The sequence below is a fragment of the Streptococcus sp. F2 genome, assembly GCF_056500955.1.
Genome location: NZ_JBWKAI010000002.1, coordinates 42,781 through 62,200, shown reverse-complemented (window position 1 = coordinate 62,200; position 19,420 = coordinate 42,781). Strand labels below are relative to the sequence as shown.

Annotated in this window: 19 protein-coding genes; all 19 read right to left on the bottom strand. The window is 41.9% G+C overall.

Translation table 11 applies throughout. From position 1 onward, the window contains the following. Positions 1-18: 18 nt before the first annotated feature. Complete coding sequence (locus ACYTR8_RS01295) at positions 19-654, bottom strand: hypothetical protein (protein WP_039692574.1); 636 nt, start codon at positions 652-654, stop codon at positions 19-21. A 342-nt stretch (positions 655-996) separates the two neighbouring features. Continuing rightward, positions 997-3,801, bottom strand: a complete 2,805-nt coding sequence (locus ACYTR8_RS01290) for a phage tail tip lysozyme (RefSeq protein ID WP_479641522.1) — start codon at positions 3,799-3,801, stop codon at positions 997-999. Beyond that, entirely contained in the window at positions 3,798-6,149 is a 2,352-nt protein-coding gene (locus ACYTR8_RS01285; protein WP_479641521.1) for a VirB4-like conjugal transfer ATPase, CD1110 family, read from the bottom strand. The genes ACYTR8_RS01290 and ACYTR8_RS01285 overlap by 4 nt, the downstream gene beginning before the upstream one ends. Then, complete coding sequence (locus ACYTR8_RS01280) at positions 6,106-6,459, bottom strand: PrgI family protein (RefSeq protein ID WP_479641520.1); 354 nt, start codon at positions 6,457-6,459, stop codon at positions 6,106-6,108. Before ACYTR8_RS01280 ends, ACYTR8_RS01285 begins: the two co-directional genes overlap by 44 nt. Positions 6,460-6,520: 61 nt before the next feature. Further along, positions 6,521-7,375 carry a VirB6/TrbL-like conjugal transfer protein, CD1112 family gene (locus ACYTR8_RS01275; RefSeq protein WP_479641519.1) on the bottom strand — a complete coding sequence of 285 codons (855 nt, stop codon included), beginning with the start codon at positions 7,373-7,375 and terminating at the stop codon, positions 6,521-6,523. A 16-nt stretch (positions 7,376-7,391) separates the two neighbouring features. Further along, a complete protein-coding gene (locus tag ACYTR8_RS01270; protein ID WP_001072129.1) occupies positions 7,392-7,634 on the bottom strand; it encodes a hypothetical protein in 243 nt (80 codons plus the stop codon). Between the two features lie 17 nt (positions 7,635-7,651). Continuing rightward, the gene (locus ACYTR8_RS01265) at positions 7,652-9,472 is read right to left on the bottom strand and encodes a VirD4-like conjugal transfer protein, CD1115 family (RefSeq protein WP_479641518.1); all 1,821 of its coding nucleotides are present in this window, start codon (positions 9,470-9,472) and stop codon (positions 7,652-7,654) included. After that, positions 9,472-9,960 (bottom strand): hypothetical protein, encoded by a 489-nt coding sequence (locus ACYTR8_RS01260; protein WP_479641517.1) that lies wholly within the window; start codon positions 9,958-9,960, stop codon positions 9,472-9,474. Before ACYTR8_RS01260 ends, ACYTR8_RS01265 begins: the two co-directional genes overlap by 1 nt. 77 nt (positions 9,961-10,037) lie before the next feature. Next, positions 10,038-10,619, bottom strand: coding sequence for a lysostaphin resistance A-like protein (locus ACYTR8_RS01255; protein ID WP_479641516.1), 582 nt, complete (start codon positions 10,617-10,619; stop codon positions 10,038-10,040). Between the two features lie 2 nt (positions 10,620-10,621). Further along, on the bottom strand, positions 10,622-10,855 hold the full coding sequence (locus ACYTR8_RS01250; protein WP_039692791.1) for a hypothetical protein: 234 nt from the start codon (positions 10,853-10,855) through the stop codon (positions 10,622-10,624). Between the two features lie 9 nt (positions 10,856-10,864). Further along, on the bottom strand, positions 10,865-11,248 hold the full coding sequence (locus tag ACYTR8_RS01245; RefSeq protein ID WP_479641515.1) for a thioredoxin domain-containing protein: 384 nt from the start codon (positions 11,246-11,248) through the stop codon (positions 10,865-10,867). 9 nt (positions 11,249-11,257) lie between these two features. Further along, the gene (locus ACYTR8_RS01240; RefSeq protein WP_479641514.1) at positions 11,258-11,686 is read right to left on the bottom strand and encodes a hypothetical protein; all 429 of its coding nucleotides are present in this window, start codon (positions 11,684-11,686) and stop codon (positions 11,258-11,260) included. After that, positions 11,670-13,025 (bottom strand): DNA (cytosine-5-)-methyltransferase, encoded by a 1,356-nt coding sequence (gene dcm / locus ACYTR8_RS01235; protein WP_479641513.1) that lies wholly within the window; start codon positions 13,023-13,025, stop codon positions 11,670-11,672. Before dcm ends, ACYTR8_RS01240 begins: the two co-directional genes overlap by 17 nt. 156 nt (positions 13,026-13,181) lie before the next feature. After that, the gene (locus tag ACYTR8_RS01230) at positions 13,182-14,006 is read right to left on the bottom strand and encodes a replication initiator protein A (RefSeq protein ID WP_479641512.1); all 825 of its coding nucleotides are present in this window, start codon (positions 14,004-14,006) and stop codon (positions 13,182-13,184) included. Further along, entirely contained in the window at positions 14,003-14,176 is a 174-nt protein-coding gene (locus ACYTR8_RS01225) for a hypothetical protein (RefSeq protein WP_252530004.1), read from the bottom strand. Before ACYTR8_RS01225 ends, ACYTR8_RS01230 begins: the two co-directional genes overlap by 4 nt. 210 nt (positions 14,177-14,386) lie before the next feature. Then, positions 14,387-15,748 (bottom strand): 23S rRNA (uracil(1939)-C(5))-methyltransferase RlmD, encoded by a 1,362-nt coding sequence (rlmD, locus tag ACYTR8_RS01220; protein ID WP_003054556.1) that lies wholly within the window; start codon positions 15,746-15,748, stop codon positions 14,387-14,389. 85 nt (positions 15,749-15,833) lie between these two features. Further along, complete coding sequence (locus ACYTR8_RS01215) at positions 15,834-17,318, bottom strand: LCP family protein (protein WP_479641511.1); 1,485 nt, start codon at positions 17,316-17,318, stop codon at positions 15,834-15,836. A gap of 230 nt (positions 17,319-17,548) precedes the next feature. After that, on the bottom strand, positions 17,549-18,040 hold the full coding sequence (locus tag ACYTR8_RS01210; RefSeq protein WP_111716915.1) for a shikimate kinase: 492 nt from the start codon (positions 18,038-18,040) through the stop codon (positions 17,549-17,551). Further along, the gene (gene aroA, locus ACYTR8_RS01205; protein ID WP_164714923.1) at positions 18,033-19,316 is read right to left on the bottom strand and encodes a 3-phosphoshikimate 1-carboxyvinyltransferase; all 1,284 of its coding nucleotides are present in this window, start codon (positions 19,314-19,316) and stop codon (positions 18,033-18,035) included. The genes ACYTR8_RS01210 and aroA overlap by 8 nt, the downstream gene beginning before the upstream one ends. Positions 19,317-19,420 lie beyond the last annotated feature (104 nt).

The window sequence follows — 19,420 nt, the reverse complement described above, 5'->3', positions numbered from 1 at the left end:
ATCATATCAATATTTCTATTAAGACGGCCAATTAACCTTTCTAGCTTTAGCGGTCTTAAAGCGTTTCTTGTCAACAAGTTTCAGCTCTATTTCTCTACAATTTGTAATTAAGGTGTCGTTGATTTTAAGACTTCTTGGAAAGTATTGGTTCCCTTGTTCACGCGATAATTCAACGGTATAACTAATACCATTACTTAATTTGAAGACCACAAAATAAATATTATCTCTTCTAAATCGTTTGCCAACTTTTCTATTCAAAATACCATCCGTTGTGTAGAATTTACATTCCATCACATGTAACATTTGATAAAGTAATAATGTTCCAACGATTTTGAATTTATTTTCGTTAAACCAACCATTATCAGCCTTATTTAGACGCTCCAACGTCCAATCATCCTTTAATCCTTCAAAAATACTCCCTGCGTTATTAGTTGGTAAATTAACATGATGATCTCTTGATAAGCCTAATAAATGGGGAATAGAGGAATTTGGGACAGAAAGAACAATTTCAGGATAGTTCTCCATATTTGTCTGATAAACGTATTTGTACTGAGAAACATATTTCTCAATAGTATTGGCTAGACAAGACATATCGACATTGAGAATATCAATTTCTCCATCAAAGGTCTCGAGCCATTCCAAAGTATATGTCATTCTATTTTTCTCCTAAAAAAGAGAAGGAAGCAGGTGCTTCCTTCTCTTCCACGTATTGAGTTTCACCTCACGCTAGATATGCCCTATCTATTCCTCAAGGGTAGGCAGTCCTGCTATTCTTTTTCTCAACAAACAGTTTGAACTGAGTGCGGAGCCCACAGGCGGGTGCAGACCATATCCACTAGCCCACAAGTAATTTATAACCTTTATTTACTATTATTATACGGGATAATTCCTTATTTGTCAACACCTATGTTCACGCTTAAAGTTTAGATGAGATGATTACTTTGTCCCAAATATCATATAACATTTGGTACAAGAAGACAAGTATTCTAATATTTTTTATTTCGTCGTATAGGCAAAACTAATCGTACTATCGACTCCTGATAATTTACGGAATGTATAGTTAGGATTACCATTAACATTGGTCTCTGAGATGAGGAAAGAACCATCAGGGTAAACCTTCTCGACAAAGGCGACATGACCGTATTCTGTTGGCGATCCATGACCTCCTCCCGCAAAGGAAATAATCGCTCCTGCTTTTGGTTGCTTGCCTGTATCTCCACCAAGACGTGCTGCTGTTGCCACCCAATCTTGACCATTACCCATGGTACTGATAATTGGGATTTTTTCACCGTTTCGGCCTTTGAGTTTCAAGCCCAATTGGTTGATACGTGCGGCCACTCCCCACGTACATTGCCCATAGGCATAACCCATACCGTCACCTCCACCTGGAACGGAGTTGTCATAAAGGTCTCCTCGAACAGCTTCAAGTGCTTTTGGATCACTTTGAGCAGTTCCACCATTTGGTTGGCTAAAGCCTTTCTCAATTTGGTAATACCACTCTGTAGCTCTCGTTTGACGTTCTAGGAGTTTATCACCACTATTTCCCTCCCAATAAATGAGAAAAACTTGGGCAAGACTGGCAGGACTTCCTGAGTTTTTGAAGAAATCTTTTAACCAGTTGGTATAGTAAGGATTGTCCCCATGGAGCATAAAATCCAGTTGTAAACCTAAGTCATACCACTTCTGCTTTTTTCGTTTGGCATACTCTAATAATAAGGTATGTCTGCGTGACCCATCTGCTGTATCTGTCCACTGCCCCAAGCCTAAGCCACGTCTTAAAATATTCGGGTACCTGCCATTATAGATAGCTGGACCATTAAGGGACAACCAGCCCTCATCGTCCCAAGAACTATCCGTTGCCCCAACAGGAGGAGATAAGTAGTCGCCTTCAGATCGTTTAGGATTGATAGAGGATTCTACTGACCAGTTTCCTAAAATAGCCGCAATCGCTTGATTAGTCGCCCCTTGACTCTTCAAATACTCATAGATAGCTTTGGCTCTCGCAAACTCATCGCCTCCAAATTGACCAATGGTAGGTAGAATCGTCGTTTGGAGTTGAATGACTTTAGGAAAGTAAAAGGCTGGATTAACGTAAACCAGTTTCTCTGAATCATCGTCAACCTTTTGATAGGTCACTTTTAGACCAGCACCATCCTTGGTTTGACCAATCACTTCACCTGCTTGGACTTTCTGACCGTCTGTCACTCGACCACTATGACTATTAAATAGGGTCAGCTGAGCTTTATTCAGTCCCTTACCTGACGTGATGATAATGTTCTCACCATCTAGGGAAACCTTACCATCCATGGGAGCCACAATCACTTGATTTTCTTTAGCTTCTAGAATGATATGATGATGAAGCGTTGGCTTGTCATCAATCACCTCATAGCCATAGCGGACTGTCATGGTAAGCGCATCGTCTTCAGTCTGTCCCTGAAATGGATTATCCAATTCTTGAAGGGCAAGGTAGGTGCCTTCCTCACTTAATTCCTTTAAGTCTTCTCTATCGTCATCAGAGAGTTTGTAGGCAAGCTCCTTACTTAACTCAAGCATGGATTTTAAAGAATCCCCACCGTTTAAGTCCTGCCAAAGTTGACTCAAATAGGCTTGATAGGTTTTATCCCCTTCTTCCATGATTTCTTCTAAAGCATAATCTTGATACTTGAGATTCATAAAGCCCATGACGTCATCAATCTTGGTATAGTAGGTAATGCCAGTGGGATTGGTTCGGGTGTTTTCCGCATCTTCCCACGTCATGTGCGTATAGGCTTTTGTCAATTCACTCTCATCCTGTTGGATGAGAGTGGTTCCTGAAATTCCTATCACAAAACTCATCATCAAAAGCAAGAAAAACAAGAGGCCTGACACGACCCAAGTCATAGGATTAAGGGCAATCGATGAAAAGAAGGTCAGGCTATTCTTAATCGCTTGAATAACCCCTCTGATTCCTGACACACTCTGTTTTCTAGCTTGTTTGAGAAAGGTCTGGTAACGTCTTCTTGGTTTAAAGGGCTTCTGACGAGTAAAACCTTTCCCCTTTTTAAAGTTCTGATACCGCTCCTTACTATGAGCGACTTTCGTCTTAGTAAACCGAAGACCAGTCTGCCCACTTTGGACAAGGAGTTTCCCTGACTGATAAGTAAATCTCCCATAGCGTCTTCCTTTAATCACAGACTCTTTTAGGGTTCTGATTCCCTCTAAGTCATCATCTTGAGCGACTACATCAAGTGATTCTGAAGCGACATAGCGTAACCCGCGTTTGACCTTGGTCGAGGGGTTCTTAAACTGATGTGCTTTTTTCAGTTGTTTCACGTCACGCTTAGCTGATTTGACCTCTTTTTCTGCCTGAAGGCGTTCAAGAGGTTTCTCTTTTTGAAACTGAAACCGTGACGTTTTTGATTCGGTTGGCTTTTTCTGATCGGTAAACTTATAAGTAACAGCCTCCTCTTTTTCGGCCATCTTGACCTCTGCCAAGTGTTTTCTTGCTACTGCTAGGCGCTGTCTGGCTTGAGGAAGCCGATACTTCTTAATTTCCCTAGCCTTTAGCCATCTGGGAGACACATAGGCAATCGCTTCCTTAAAGGTATCTGTCGCTAGATCTTTTTCCTCTTGATAGGTTTGCTTCAAAGTCTGACGTTGTTCCCTTGTTTCAGCTTTCTCAGCTCGGCGCATGATAAAGCGTCGTTTAGGAACTGAGCGTTTTAACCCCTTCTTCTCCCTACGGTAATGGATACGACTAGCCTTTAAACTACTCTGAAAGGTTTTACGGGCTACCTTGACCTTCTGTTGTTCTCTTGTCATTGTTCAGTCCTCATCTTTTCTGGATCGGTACTCATGATGTCAAAGAGTTGGGTTTGAAGTGGGATTTTATTTCTAAAGGGAACAACCGTTGAGCCTGCCTTAATCAATCCTGAACCCTTTTCTGGGTTAACCAAATATTTCTCAAGCTCTTTAGATAACCCTAAGAGGTGTACCAACTCTTCTCGGTCACTTTTAGCTTGTTTTAGAAGTATCATGAACTCGCTATTAGCGATAATACGTCTCCCGTTGGCATCAAGCAGTAAGGTTTCTACGTTTTGAGTAATGCCTGTTGGAATGGCTCCATACTTACGGACACGGCTCCAGAGCTTAAAGAAGAAGTCTGAAGCGTACTTATCCAACAACAACAGCTGCATTTCATCAAAGTAAATCCATGTCTTCTTGCCACGTTTTTGGTTTTTAACCACACGGTTCCAAATCTGGTCAAAGATAACCATGAGGGCAATTTGCTTTAATTCATCCCCCAACTTTTTGACATTGTAAATGAGGAAATGGCTATCCGTTTTAATATTAGTGCGGTGTGAGAAAATGTCGAGTGAGCCTTCCACATAGAGTTCCATATCAAGGGCTAAGTCCTTGGCTTCTTGTTCAGGCTGTTTAGAGAGAACAAAGACCCATTCCACGAGAGATGGTGTCTCAAAATGCTTATAGGTTAACCGTGTAACACGGTCAATCAGTGACTTTTCTCGACCATCCATTTTTCGGTCTAAGAGTTTCCCAATCCAAGAGAGAAGAAATTCAGATTTGACCTTAATAGGGTCTTCATCCATATTGTCATCGGATAAGTCTAAAACATTTAAGAAAGTGGTAGAGTCAGGCGCAATATCAATGCTCTCCCCACCAAAGGCTTGACCAATGATACTGTACTCATTTTCAGGGTCTACAATGATGATTTCGGTATCAGTATCTGCTTCTTTTAACTTGGTTGAGATGATTTCATGCTTAGTTGCCATCCCTTTACCAGCACCTGATGTCCCTAGAATCAAGCCTGATGGGGTATTGAGTTTCCCACGGTCAATAGTAATAATGTTACTTGAAATCTGGTTTATCCCATAGAATTTCCCTCCCTTATCTTGTAGGTCAACAGAGGTCCAGGGGGAATTAACGGCAATATTTGATGTCAAAAGAGACCGTGACACACCCTCAAGGTAGTTCTTGCCAAATGGCAATAAGCTATTAAAGGCAGCCTCTTGCATATAGGTCAGATTATCAATCACAAGATCATTAGAACCTGCCACTTGTTTGATAATATCAAGGGAGTGTTTCAATTGGTCTTCGTTATCCGCAAAGACCCCAATCAAAAAAAGGGTGTCAAAGAGCTTGTCACCTGTTTGCGTCATGGTTTTAATCAGATCATCAGCTTCATCGATGTTACTTTCTAGGACCTGACTAACCTTTTCAAGATACACCCCAGAACGTGCCATCTTTTGTTGTTCCCCAATTTTTTGCGATTCCATCAAAGTCTTCTTGGTGCGGAGCTTGGTCATGGCTTCTGACTTGGCTGACCCTTTGGCATGAAGACTAATCATCACTTCCAAGTCCGACTGCATGAGTTCTCGTAAGAACTTATCTCCCAACTCCATCCCATAGTCACGAACATAGACAATCTGAAGCAGTCTATCGTCAATCTCTACATAATTCTTATGTTTGAAAGATAAACTGGTTGGGGCAATAAAGTGCTTGGTTGTTTGTCCTGAACGCACCAGGTCTTGATAAGTAAAGGGCAAATGATTTTCCCCTCGCAACATATCAGCCAAGTGATTCACACGACTTTCTCCACTGAGGAGAGTAAAGTTCGCATCTATTTCTGAAAAACCACTCTTGAAGTATTCCCCAATCTGAGACAGAGAGCGATAAGCGAGTTTCGGATTTTGGTCTGACTTCCCAAAAGAAATGAGCTTAACCGCTGAAAAGTTATTTTCTCCAGCTTCAAGGTTATTTTCCATGATACGATTGAGTTCTTCCCGATAGGTATCATACCCATCCTCATGAAAAGGATACAAGACACCCTTTCTAAACTTATCCAAGTTGACCCTTTGGTTAAAAATAGTAAGTTGGAAATTGGTCTTGTCATCCAAACTGTTAATCAAGTCGGAATAGGTTTCCATAATGGCTCCCTTATCTTCAAGTCCCACCGTTTGGTAATTGACATCCCCTAAAAGATAGGACTGGGAAAAATAATCTGGGGTGACTTGCATGAGACCATTAGGAAAAAGGCCTTGGTAAAGAAGCGTATTAACAGTTGTTGGCAGCACTTCTTCTTTTGGTTTACGTGTCTTCTTTTGTTTAGAAGAGGTCTTTGGTTTCATTGAGCGATTTGTTTTTTTCACGTTGAATTCCTTTCTGTCCAGTTAGTGTACGGTCTGGTATGGTCATTTCGTAATGCCATCTATAATTAAGATACGTTTCAAATGGTAAGTCATTAGGGCGATAACCCCCAAATAACATGAGGGGAATAGTAAAGGTAAAGATAAGACCATAGACAAACCAATCCCCAAATTGCCAATAAAAGAGGTTTAACCCTAAAATCAGGATGGTAATGGCAATGGCTGGCAAGACAAAGATAACTTGTCGTGTAGTAAAGCCCAGCCAAGCCCTGTGTTGAACTTTTGTGATGTCCTTAAAAACACGTGTATTCATAAGACTCCAATCTAAGATGAGTATCAAAAAAGATTGGGAGGAACGTCCTTCCCAATCCTCCTTACATGCCTAGGATACTTCTGGCAGTCCGTTGACTGCCCACCAAGGCAATGATCAATAAAATAGCCTGAACTAAACCACCAAAGGCAGTCGCTAGCGTCTCCATCACTCCCGCCCCATTTGAGAGAGCTAATTTCCCAGCTGATTCAAAGAGAGGAACAAGGGAGATGATTAAGAAAATCAAGACCCCTTGGAGGGCATAGACCATGATATTTTTCAGGTAGCCAATCCCAACGCTTCGCCAGTCATCACTAAGGAAAGTCGGAATCGTTAGTGGTGCAAAAGGAATCATGAGATAAAGTTGGATAAAGCGAATGGTAATGAGGAGATTCACCACCATCACGCTAACCAATCGCACCAACCATATCAGAATGGCAAAAAAGCCAACAATGAGTTTTCCAATAATTCCTGACCCTTTAAGTTCTGAAATGGTCTCATAAGTCGTTCCCCCATGAGAAACAACACCAGCTACGCCTTCAATGATGTGAGAAGCAACGGCTAAGATGGCTTCTACAATAACGGTGGTGTTTGTAATCACTACTGCCACCATGATATAAGAGATAATCATAGGGGCAATAGCTTCAAAGGTCATGGCACCACCTGAGTTGGCGATTTTCTTAGCCATCTTAGAAAACTCAAGGACTAAAACGACTGCTAAAATAGCCACTCCCAAGGGCTGCATCACTCCTTTTGTGATCGCTGACATATAAGACCATACGGTTGGGTTATAATCCGCAAGGGATTTGACCAAGTTGGCCGTCGATTCTAAGTCCACGTTAAAGCCTTCAAAAAGGCTATCGCTTGAAATCTTCTCCGAGGCTAGAAAGACAAAAGCTGAAGGTAATGTGTTGTTCATGTCATACCTAGCCCTCCTAAATGGTAATTTGGGTGATAAAGGCACCAGCGGCACCTACCATAACACCACCCACAATTTCTAAGATGGCATTACGGACACCAGGTCCACCATCTTTGATATTGGTTGACAGGTTAATAATGCCCATGACGACAAGAAAGGCTCCTGTCGCAACCATTCCTTTTTGTAAGAGCGCCATGGCTTGGGCAAACATGGAACTAGCGTCCACGCCATAAACAAATCCTGTAAATTTTTGGTTCATACGATTCCTCTTTTCTATTAGTGTAGTGTGCTTTCTGTGCTTAAATCCCTAACCTTGTGGTCTGATGGTTCAAACGGAACTTCCTCTGTTTTGAGGGGGTCAATGTGGTAATGCCACCAACGTTCATCTGACTCCTTATCTGCTAAGTATTGCCAGTTCTTATGTTTCAAAGGAAAATACTTCTTTTCCTTAAAGACTGGAACCCCTGCAATTCTCACCAAGCACTCATCACGTTTCATGTTTCCGACTTCATCAGGGGTCATGAGATCCCTTGCGATTTTCTGATGAGACGTTGACCCAGACCCTGTTTGGCCATAAGACCGACTGGTACTTCTCACATCAATGGTTTGTTTGCCTAAGAGACCACTCATAAACTTGAAGGTCTCTTCATCATTGCCTCCAAGATAAAGCAAACTGTCACAGTTTCCTAGAATGGTTTTCCAAGCCTCTTTCTCCTTATAGAGCCCTTGAAGTTGGGCAATGTTTTGAAGAATGGGTACGAGACTCATGTTCCGTGAGCGAACCGTTGAGGTTTGTTCCGCAAAGTCTGGAATTTCGCCGACATTGGCAAATTCATCTAGATAACTTCTGACATGAATAGGTAATTGTCCCTTGAAGTCCACATCAGCTTGTCTCGTTAAGGTTGAAAAGACGGTGGAGAAAAAGAGGGCTGAGAGAAAGCGAAAGGTGGTGTCATTATCTGGAATAACGAGATAGACCATGGTTTTCTGCGTTCCCCATGTTTTTAAGTCCAAGGTGTCACGTTTGGTTAAATCAATGACGGATTGGATATTAAAGAGGGCGAACTTAGCTGTTGTCACAGCAATCACCGAATCTAAGGTCTTGTCCTTGTAGTTTTGGAAGTCTGCCCAGTTACGCATGGTGAAGTTTTCTGTCCCATATGTCTTGGCATAGGTCTCAAACATCACTTCTAAGACACTCTTATCTTGATTTTCTCCTTTGGATAAGAGCTTGATGAGTTTTCCAATTTCAGAAAAAGAGGGGTAACGCCCACGCTTACGACGACTGTCTGCTTCTTCCTTTGTACTACCTGGAGGATTGTAAAAATCCACCAAGTAAGAGGCAATCGCACGGACTAAGGTCATGGACGCTTCATCCCAAAAGGGATCACTGCGACTGCCATTGCCTTTGGTATTGTTGAAATAGACCGTAAGCATACGGTTCAAATCATTCTCCGTCTCCACATAACGAAAAGGGTTAAAGCCATCTGAGTTGGTCATGTTTACAAGGTCTAAGATCTTGACCTGATAGCCATGCTCTAAAAAGAGCTTCCCTGTCTTTTCAGCTAAGTGATCCTTAGGGTCAACGACAATATTGGAACAGTTAAGCTGAATCAGATTGGGTTTGACAAAGCGAAAGGTCTTCCCGCTACCAGACCCACCAATGACCACAAGGTTCTTGTTTCGGTCAAACTGTGGGGCTTTCTTTTCTAACAGAGTTAGCCTAACATTACGTGACAAAATCGTGTCATTAAAGGGATTCTTACTGAGAAAGGCTTTACGCTCACGATTGTTTCCAAAGCGAGCAGAACCATACTCCGCCCCTTCTCGGTAAACCTTTTGACCAGTTGAGACATAAAGATAGACTAGGCCCATCGTCACAAATCCAAAGCAAAAGCCCAAAACTGATTTACCTGTAAAGTTGCCATTCCACAAGGGATTTAAGACCTGATTCTGTCCCTCTCCTAAGAGATAGACAAGACGTTCCAAGGGTGGTTGATTAGGTAGACTATCGTAAAGCAAGACTAGTCGATGGCAGAAATAGCCAAAGGCAAGCCCTAAAATACCAAAGATAAAAGCTTTTTTCCCTGAGACCATTAGAGAATGACCTCCTTTGTTTTCACAGCAGAGGGTTCTGACATCACCATCTGTTCCTTGGCTTGTGCGATTTCCTCATCAAGGGTTTTATCCATAGTTAGCCCTTGTAGTTTTTCTGGATTAGAAACGAGCTTTTGAAGTAACTCATCTAAGTGCTTGTCTAAGAGCGACTTATCCTTAGCATAGAAATGCAGGTAGTCACCTTGCCAACTAATGGCAATAGGAAGGTTTTCTGATTCCACCAATTCCTTGAATTTCTCGACATCAACGGGTTTATCCAAAATGTCTTTTGAGATATTCAGCGACTCAATGGCATATGGACTTTGAAGGAGTTCTTCTAACTTTTGAACCCCAACTTTATAAGCCGAGTCTTGTGCTAGGGCGTGTCTGGCTGACCACTCTAAGAGTTTGAGAAGGACCTTCACCGTAAACATAGCACTCCGTTCCGCATATTGAAGAGCTTGGCGTTCCTGTTGTTCGGATGACATCATTTCCTCCTTTATGTGATTCCCTTATCAAAACAATAGGGTGCTTTCATGATACGAAAGCACCCTTGATTTTGGTATCACAATAAAGATAGGAAAAAGACGATTCCATTCCAAGACAGGTGAATAAGCGTGGACGTCAAGCAGTCTGTTTGCCCTCTCACCACACCAAGTGTGAGACCTAAACTCCCATAAAGCACCCAAGTGAATAGACTGGATGGGTGATGAGCTAAAGCAAAAAGGGAACTCGTTAACAACACTTGAATCACTGGTTGAGACAAGACTCCCCACAACACCTCTCTATAAAAGACTTCTTCCACAACACTGGCATTAAGGAGAAAAAGAATAAAGGACAGAACAGGAATCTGGTCTTGAACAGTCACTAACGTTTCTTGGTTTGGTTCGCTTCCTGAAAATAGAGCTCTCATAATAAGAGCAATACTTACCATGACACCTAGACTACCACACACCCAAAGCCCTCTCTCCTTAAAGGATAGGTTTCTTTTAGGTATCTGGTACCTTTTCCAGCTCCACAATATCAGGGCTAGAAACGTCACTTGTAAAACAGGTAACCATGCCCCATTTAGCCAACCAACTAGGTACAAACTCACTAGGAGACCATTGACATGAATGGCTCCGTACATGACTACTAAACGTTTCATCTCTACCTCCTAAACAAATCTTCATAGTCAATCTCTAAAACACTCACTATTTTCTCCACCCATTTCACTTGTGGCATCAGGCGATGAGATTTGTAGTGACGAAAGGTTTGGTAGAGGCGCTTAAATTCACTGGGATAAACGTATTGCCCCTTAAACATCTGTCGAGCAAGGTCAGCCCATGATAGTCCTTTTTCCATAACGATAATTTCCAAATTTTCCCAAAAACGGTCGTTCATAGCTCCTCCTTATGTCACCAGATCCTTAAAAAGATGTTCACGAAAGGAAACCACTTTTTGACTTCTCGGAAGAAAGGTTCTCGCTTCTTCTAAACTCATATCGGGATACACGTTATCCTCACAAACCACAATTGGGAGACGAAGATTCTGGTCAGGTTTCCGTAGAACTAACGTCACTAACTCACTCAATTTCATCTCTCTATGACCTTTAAATCGTTGTAGCGAGGAGGATAAGAGCGTAAAACAATCACTGCTTTTGGTAAACAAGCCCAATAAGTCTTCACGTGACAGGTTACTTACTTCTTTACTGGAGTAGGAAATACCATGTGAGTCACAAAAAGATAGGAGTTTCTGATTCCGACTGTTATTTCGACTTAAATAGATTTCTAACATCGCTTCCTCCTACACAGATAGCTCCTTCTCTAATACTTGAGTTGGTGGCGTAAACACCTTACTCATGTCAATAGGTGACCTGCCTTCACCAAAGCACTTCACTGTTATTAATGTGGTGACGACATCATTCTTATCATTCCAAGAATAGCCTTGCCCATATGCCCTAAAGGCGAGATTGTTCTCATCCGTTAGATAAGTATCAACACCATTTTTGATGTCTTGTGTTTCAATAAACTCAAAAATACGGTGTAAGTTGGACTCATAAGCTAACGGATAATTCATTTCTTTGTGGTAGTCATCTTCAAAAGTGACATCAATGTCACAATCATAATTGGGTAAAGAAGCAATCATTTCCGAAAATCTCTCCACTTCTGCTTGATGTATGGCTTCTTCTAGCTCCGTGCAGTTCCTAATACTTTTACTATGTAATAATTTCATGTTTTTCTTCCTCTTCAATCTTTCTAAATTCTCTAGCAATGGCCTCGATAACAGTGACGGTCACGCTATTGCCTGCTTGTTTATACAACTGGCTTTTACTGGATACGTTCTCAGCTCTGTCATAAGCCCAGTCAGGAAATCCTTGTAACCTAAAACACTCTCTAGGTGTTAGGCGTCTGATTCTCAAACGATACAGTTTTCCCTCTAGGATTATTCCAGTCACTTCATACCACTTGTCCTTACGGTATTCCAAAGCAGCAACTACCACTCCCATATTGTCAGAAGTGGTTAAGGTATTTGAAATCCCCTTTCCCACTCGTCCTCTGCGTTTGGTAGACTCTGGGTAAGCAAGGTTGACAGAATCTCCCACTATTGCCTTGGCATAGCCTAGTTTGGTCGCTTCCCTAATTTTCAAATGTGGCGCTTCTTCACGACAAAGAATCTTAGGAACTTTATCCCCTCCTTGCATCGTGGTCAACGTTGGAGAAAGCCCTGAAAGGTCATAGACACGTCCAGTTTGGATAAAGGAAGTTGGTAAAGTTCCTGCGACAACTACACCATGCCGATCTTGGCTAGTTAAAGTAAACATTGGATCATCATTCCCTTTAAAGCGTCTCCCATGTTGGCGTTTTTCTAGCCTATCAGGGGTTAAAACTGGAATGGCAATTTTAGTTCCCTCACCTTTTCCTCTGGTTAAGGTTGGTGCTAGCCCACGTGATAAATAGACTTCTCCATTCATCCCTTTGCCTGACGGATTAACATTGCCTAATCGTTCAAGACCAGCTGAGCTGTTTTCTCCTCTGAGAGGAAATAGGAATCGGGGACGGTATCTTCTAGAATGTCCGATAATAAAAATTCTTTCACGGTTTTGCGGCACTTGGAAATCTTTACTGTTAAGCACCTGCCATTCGACATCATACCCCAACTCATCCAATGTGGTGAGGATTGTTCGAAATGTCTCTCCCTTGTCGTGACTGAGTAAGCCCTTGACATTTTCGAGGAATAAAAAACGTGGTTGGATCTGTTTGGCCGCTCGAGCAATCTCGAAGAACAAAGTTCCCCTAGTATCCTCAAATCCCAATCGTCTGCCTGCGAGTGAAAATGCCTGGCAAGGGAATCCCCCACAGATGATGTCCACTTGCCCTCTAAGTTGTCTAAAGTCTTGGTCTGTGACTTGTCTAATATCATGAAATTCTATTTCTCCTTTGGTCTCATAGATGGCCTTGTAAGATTTCCTCGCAAACTTGTCAATCTCACAAAAGCCAATACACTCATGGCCCTGACGAGTTAACCCCAGTCGAAAGCCTCCAATTCCTGCAAATAAATCTAAAAACTTCATGTCTCACATTCCTTTCTGACAAAACTAAAAGGACCTTACTTCTTGCGTAACGTCCTTTCTTAACAATGATCTTCCATTTCTGGGGCAGTGATAAGTTCAAAAATGAACCAAAACATTCCTAATCCCCAAATACCTAATAATATCCACCAAAACATCTTACTCACCCCCTTTTAGTTCTTTTAAGCGTTGGACCTTGGTCCATTCGGATAAGACGCCATTAAAGACGTATTCCGCTATCGTTTCTGCCCTGTCCGCAAACCTCATATTCTCTAAAGCGTACTGATACCGATGATCAAAATAAATCATAGCATAATCACTAGCAGCCTGTGATAGACCAACTTGTCTCAACTGGTCATGTACCAAGCCCCAAATGTAATCTCTGTCGTATCTTGTGACTCGGTCTACTTTACGTTGGAAATTGTCATTGTCACTTTTCTGACTTGTATGACTTTCTTTCTCCTCCTCGTCCTCAATGACTGACTCACTCTCTTTAGTTTCACTCCTATCAGTCTCACTAACTTCAGTCTCACTAGTGGCTGAATTTAAGACCGGCCCCGGCTGATTTTGACACCCCCCTAGTGTTTTTTGAACACTACCCCCGTCTGAATTTGAGACTGGGGTTGGTTCATGTTCCAACTCCCCCAAGTAAATCTTATTGGCCAAACGTCCTTTTTCACTGGAAGACTGTTGGACTTCATCTATCAAGCCATACTCTCGTAACGTTTTCTTGGTAGCAAGTAACTTAGATTTGGAACAGCCAAGTAGTGCCATGAGTTTGGAGTTGGAATAGACCAAATAGATAGCCCCGTCTTCATCTATCCACCCTCTACTTAATGACAATTCCAAACGATCTTTTAGAACAGCATAAGCAACCTTAACCTCAAGTTTCATGTCCTTGTAGCGTTCGCTCTCAAATAAGAGTTTAGGGAGCTTATAATAACGCTCTGACGTTTGATAGTGATTTGCGGTAATACGTTTCATGATTGTCCCTCCAACACTAACAGACCAACATTCCCCCTGTCATCAAACTGGATTAAGCCAGACTCTTCCATTTCAACTACAATCCTCTTTGCTTTCTCGATATCAATTCTCATGATAGCCATGAGATGACACATCACAATTTGTCGTGAAGACTGTTCATTCTTTTGCATTATTTTCCTCCTGAGAAAAAAAAAGCGAGAACACTTATTAAAATGTTCTCGTTTAGTTAATTTACTACTGACGTATCTATTTTTTATCTACGCAGTCGACATCCAAACAGACGTTCACATCAATGTACTTTTTTTGCACCTTTTTTATGTCAAAATCACTCTTTTCAATAAAGACAAAATGCTTGAAAAAGTGCTTAAAATAAAGGATTTTTACCCTTTGCTTCGTTGTAGCAACACTACGCACTCGACGTGATGCGTCTGTGGAAACAAATCCACTGGCTGCACTTTGGTTAATTTGTAGCCCAAGTCTTGGTAGCGTTTGATATCACGCGCCATGGTGGCTGGGTTACAAGACACGTAGGTGATTTTTTGTGGTCCCATTGCCACGCTGGCCTGGATAAAACTTTCTGTTAGGCCTTTTCGTGGTGGGTCTACCAGAATAACACTTGGTTTGATGCCTTCTTTAGCCCATGTTGCCATGGCATTTTCTGCTGTATCTGCGACAAAGTGGACATTGGTGATGCCATTACGAGCAGCATTCTGTTGAGCATCTTTGACAGCTGCTTCAATCACTTCAACACCATAAACAGCTTTAACTGTTTTAGCAAATGACAAGCCAATGGTTCCAATACCTGAGTAAGCGTCAATGACGACATCATCTTCAGAAAGGTCTGAAAAGGCTATCGCCGTTTGGTAAAGTTTTTCTGCCATAACTGTATTTACTTGATAGAAAGACTGGGCAGAAATGGCAAAGTCATTTCCAAGCATACTGTCAGTAATAGTATCCTTGCCGTAAAGCGTTTTGAAGTCTTTACCAAAGATTGCATTGGTATTTTTATCGTTAATATTTTGAATAATGGACACTACTGCTGGGAAAGATTCAACAATTTTTGAAATAACTTGATCCACACGGAAAACTTTTGGTCTGGTAGTCACTAAAACCAGCATCATTTCCCCAGAATAATGACCACGGCGCACAACGATATGGCGAATAAGACCTGTTTGTTCTTTTTCGTCATACGGTTTGACATCAAAGCGACGTAATAACTCACGGGTAAAATTAATGAGACGATCAATCTCTTTATCCTGAATATAATAATCTGAAATAGGAACTAAGTCATGAGAATGTTTTCGGAAGAAGCCAGTTTCAAGCTGGCCATTAACACGTCTAACCGGAACTTGGGCTTTATTTCGATAAGCCAGAGGATTATCCATACCAATGGTTTGGTTTACCGTTACATCATTGATACCAGCAATTTTATACAGATTATCTTGCACTTGCTTTTGTTTGAATCTCAATTGGTCTTCATAAGCTAAATGACCAAAATCTGCAATACCTGTCCGTAAGTAAGTAACGTCGATAGCTTGGTTTCTCGCAGGTGATAGTTTCTGATAGGCTTCCACCTTACCAAAGCCACTGTTTTTATTCACCTTCAAGACACGCATGTCTATGATTTCTCCAGGTAGGGCATTATCCACAAAGAAAACAAAACCGTCGTGTTTAGCGACACCTGCTCCCTCATGGCTTAAGTCTGAAATGGCAACTGTAATGACATCGTTTTTTTTCAACATTGTGTTTTATTTTTTCCTTTTCTAGGGAATGCTGCTTGCTCAAAAAAAGAAGAGCAACTTTAGTTACTCTCCATTATAACACATTTTAACGCAATCCCAATTGAGATAATGTTTTCTGGTATTTGTCAAAATCAATGTAAAGGGCTTGCCCACCATACATGTCATATTCATCCACCCAATCCCCATTTTCTGGGATAGTCACGTGTTCAATACCGTTTTTACCACTTCCTAGAGCCGATACCCCATTTTTGAGAACAAAGGGGAAGGACACATTGGTGGAGGTAAGGGCATAAATTTTACCAATGGCTGCAGAGCCAGTGAAGAGTTTGGTTGGGTCTTTGATTTGAGACATGACTTCGGACATGACTTGCTGCTGTCTCACAGTCCTACCAAAGTCTCCCTCATCATCTTTACGGAAACGAGCATAGTTGAGCAAGGTTCTGCCATCCATGCGTTGTTCTCCGACTTCAATGGTCTGATTAGGGACCACACCATCTTTCATTCGTAAATCATCTGGAACTTCCACGGAGTCAACAGCAACACCGTCTACCGTAGCAAATTTGGCATCAATCTTAACCCCATTTGGGAACAGAGTATCAATGGCTTCCGCAAAAGTTTCAAAATCCACCATGACGTAATATTTAATATCGATATCAAAATTGTGTTTAAGCGTCTGACGAACAAATTCTGCTCCGTGATGATCCTCTTGTTCTCCTAGGTTAAAGGATGTATTGAGTTTGAGATCATAGGAATCACTGTCATTATAGCTATAACCTGGGATATTAACCAAGGTGTCTCGCATAAAGGACACCATTTTGATTTTCTTGTCTTTATTACCAACATTCACCACCATAATGGTGTCTGTCCGTGCTTCGGTAGAGCCTTGTGTGACCCTTTGGTCAGACCCCAAGACGAGAATATTTGTGCCATCCTTTGTATCTTTGCCGTTAAAGGCCTGCGAGACTGCTGGCTTATAAGTTGCCTTATTGCTCGAAACATCAACGACCCCTTTGAGAAACATGAAACCAACTGCCAAAATCACCAATAGCAGTAAGAAACTGAGCAGTTTAAAGAAACGCTTAATGCGACCTTTTTTATGGCGACGTCGCTTTTTAGCTTTAGGAAGAGGTTGCGCCACAGGGTATTCTTCTGTATAACCGTAGTCACCATAAGCAGGGTCTTCTTCGTAGGCTTGCCCATAAACTGGCTGCGGGGGAACCAAGGCCTTACGAGCTGCGGCTCTGGCCTGCCGTTTAGACCGTTTCTTTTCCTCTTTCGGATAAAGAGGGAGACCATTTGGCGTTAAGGAAGGGTCCTGAAGAGGTTCCTCTTCTAAGTAAGTGGCGTAAGAATCTTCCTCATAATAGGTTTTTGGGGGAAGGTAGGGGTCGGGCTGTCTGACAGGGCGCGTCGCTGACGGTGTCGGGTAAGCACGCCCAGCTTCCATTTTCGATTTTAAAAATGCAAATTCTCTTTTTTCATTCTCGCTAAGGTAACTAAGGTTCCTTAGGAGATAAAAATAACGTAATTCTTCGTGGTGACTAAGGCCACCGTTTTGGTATTTTGTCATATCAAGTCATCTCTTAGTATTACAATACAATCTATTCTTTTTAACTAACACTTCTATTATAACCTATAATGGTTATATTGTCCTCCCCCAATTTTAATACAAGCAGGCTTAGAAGGCATATTTGCTGATTCTTTAATAAAAAGAAAGAGAGGTTTTTGGTATTCCAATACCTTTTTGAATCAAAAAACAACTGACAAGTAGGCATCAGTTGTTTAATTTTTGTATGACATTTAATGAGCTTTGATTATCTCTGCTATTTCTGCTGGTGTGCGATAATCAACGGTAATCACCAAGTCTGCTAAACCTTCATAGAGAGCCATACGCTTTTGATAAAGGTGATAGAAAGCTTCTTTGGAATGCTTGCTAAAAAGAGGTCTTTGAGTTTCAGTGTCCTCTTGTAACCGTTGGTATAGGACTTCAAAAGAGGCGACTAACAAAATATTCTGGTGCCGATTGGCTGCCAATAAGCGGCGATTTTCTTTTGAAAGCACCACACCACCGCCCGTAGCAATCACAAGATTATCTGGTTCAGATAGCAAGTCTGCCAAGACTTGACTCTCAATGTTTCGAAAAGCTGTTTCACCATACTGATCAAAAAAGCTAGCAATAGGCATGCCTACGCGCTCCTCAATAATAGCATCCATATCTCTATAGTTCTGATCTAACTCCTTTGAGACAGTGCTTTTGCCCACTCCCATAAATCCCAATAAAACTTTAGTCATGACACAGCCTCTCTAAATCCTTGAAAAACATGGGGTAAGACGTCATGATAGCTTCTTCTCTATCCAGATGAACCTCCCCTTGTTTCACGAGTAAGGCTGCAATAGCTGTCATCATACCAATCCGATGATCACCAAACGTACTAGTTTGGGCCGCATGGAGCGCTGTTGGTCCCTCAATAATCATCCCATCTGCGGTCGCTTCAATAGTAGCCCCCATGCTTTTTAAGATATCAGTAACCACCTGAATACGGTCCGTCTCTTTGACCCGTAGTTCATGAGCATCTTTAATGTGGGTGACCCCTTGTGCTTGGGTTGCTAGTAAAGCAATAATAGGCAACTCATCAATTAAGCGTGGAATCAATTGACCAGAAATCGTTGTTCCTTTGAGTTGCGAATAAGCGACTCCAAGATTGGCTGATTGTGTCTGAGGATTAACCGTATCATAAGTGACCTGCCCGCCCATTTGTTCAATCACTTCTAAAATGCCTGTTCTTGTCGGATTGATACCGACATTTTCTAAAAGAATAGCCGAGCCAGGAACAATAAGGCCTGCCACCAACCAAAATGCTGCACTGGAAATATCCCCTGGAACAGTGACCTCTTGACCGATGAGTGTCTGAGGACCTGTTAACCAAATCTTTTTACCGTCAACACGTAGCTGCCCTCCAAATTGTTGAATCATGTCCTCCGTATGATTACGGGTTATTTCCTTTTCAATGACCTCTGTCGTGCCATTTGCCTGTAAGGCAGCTAATAAAATCGCTGACTTGACTTGGGCAGAAGCGACTGGAAGCGCATAGGTTATTGGATTTAACTCTCGACTTCCCTTGAGTTTGAGAGGGGGGAGATGCCAAGAACCTTCTCCTGTGATGTCAGCCCCCATTTGGCGTAAAGGCAGGACAATACGATCCATAGGACGCTTAGACAAACTATCATCTCCTGACATGGTAACCTCAAATGCTTGTCCTGCTAAGAGGCCCGCAATGAGACGCATAGAAGTTCCAGAATTGCCCATATCAAGTGTCTGATGAGGAGCAGTCAATCCTTCAAAGCCTTGCCCCTCTATTACAAGCTGATCATCCTCTTCTTCGATACGGACGCCTAAATTCCTAAAGGCTTGAATCGTGGAAAGCACATCTTCTCCTTTTAAAAGTCCTTTGACGCGTGTTTCCCCTTTAGCAATGGCCCCTAATATGACTGCCCGGTGACTAATGGACTTGTCTCCTGGAACACAAATAGTTCCCTGTAACCGCCCCACATTTGTTCGCAATTTCATCCGTTTCATCTGCCTTTCTACTTGCTAAGATCAATGATTTTCTATTCATCCTCATAAAAAATGAAGTAAGAAAGACCCTTCCTACTTCATCTCGTTTGTCAGTT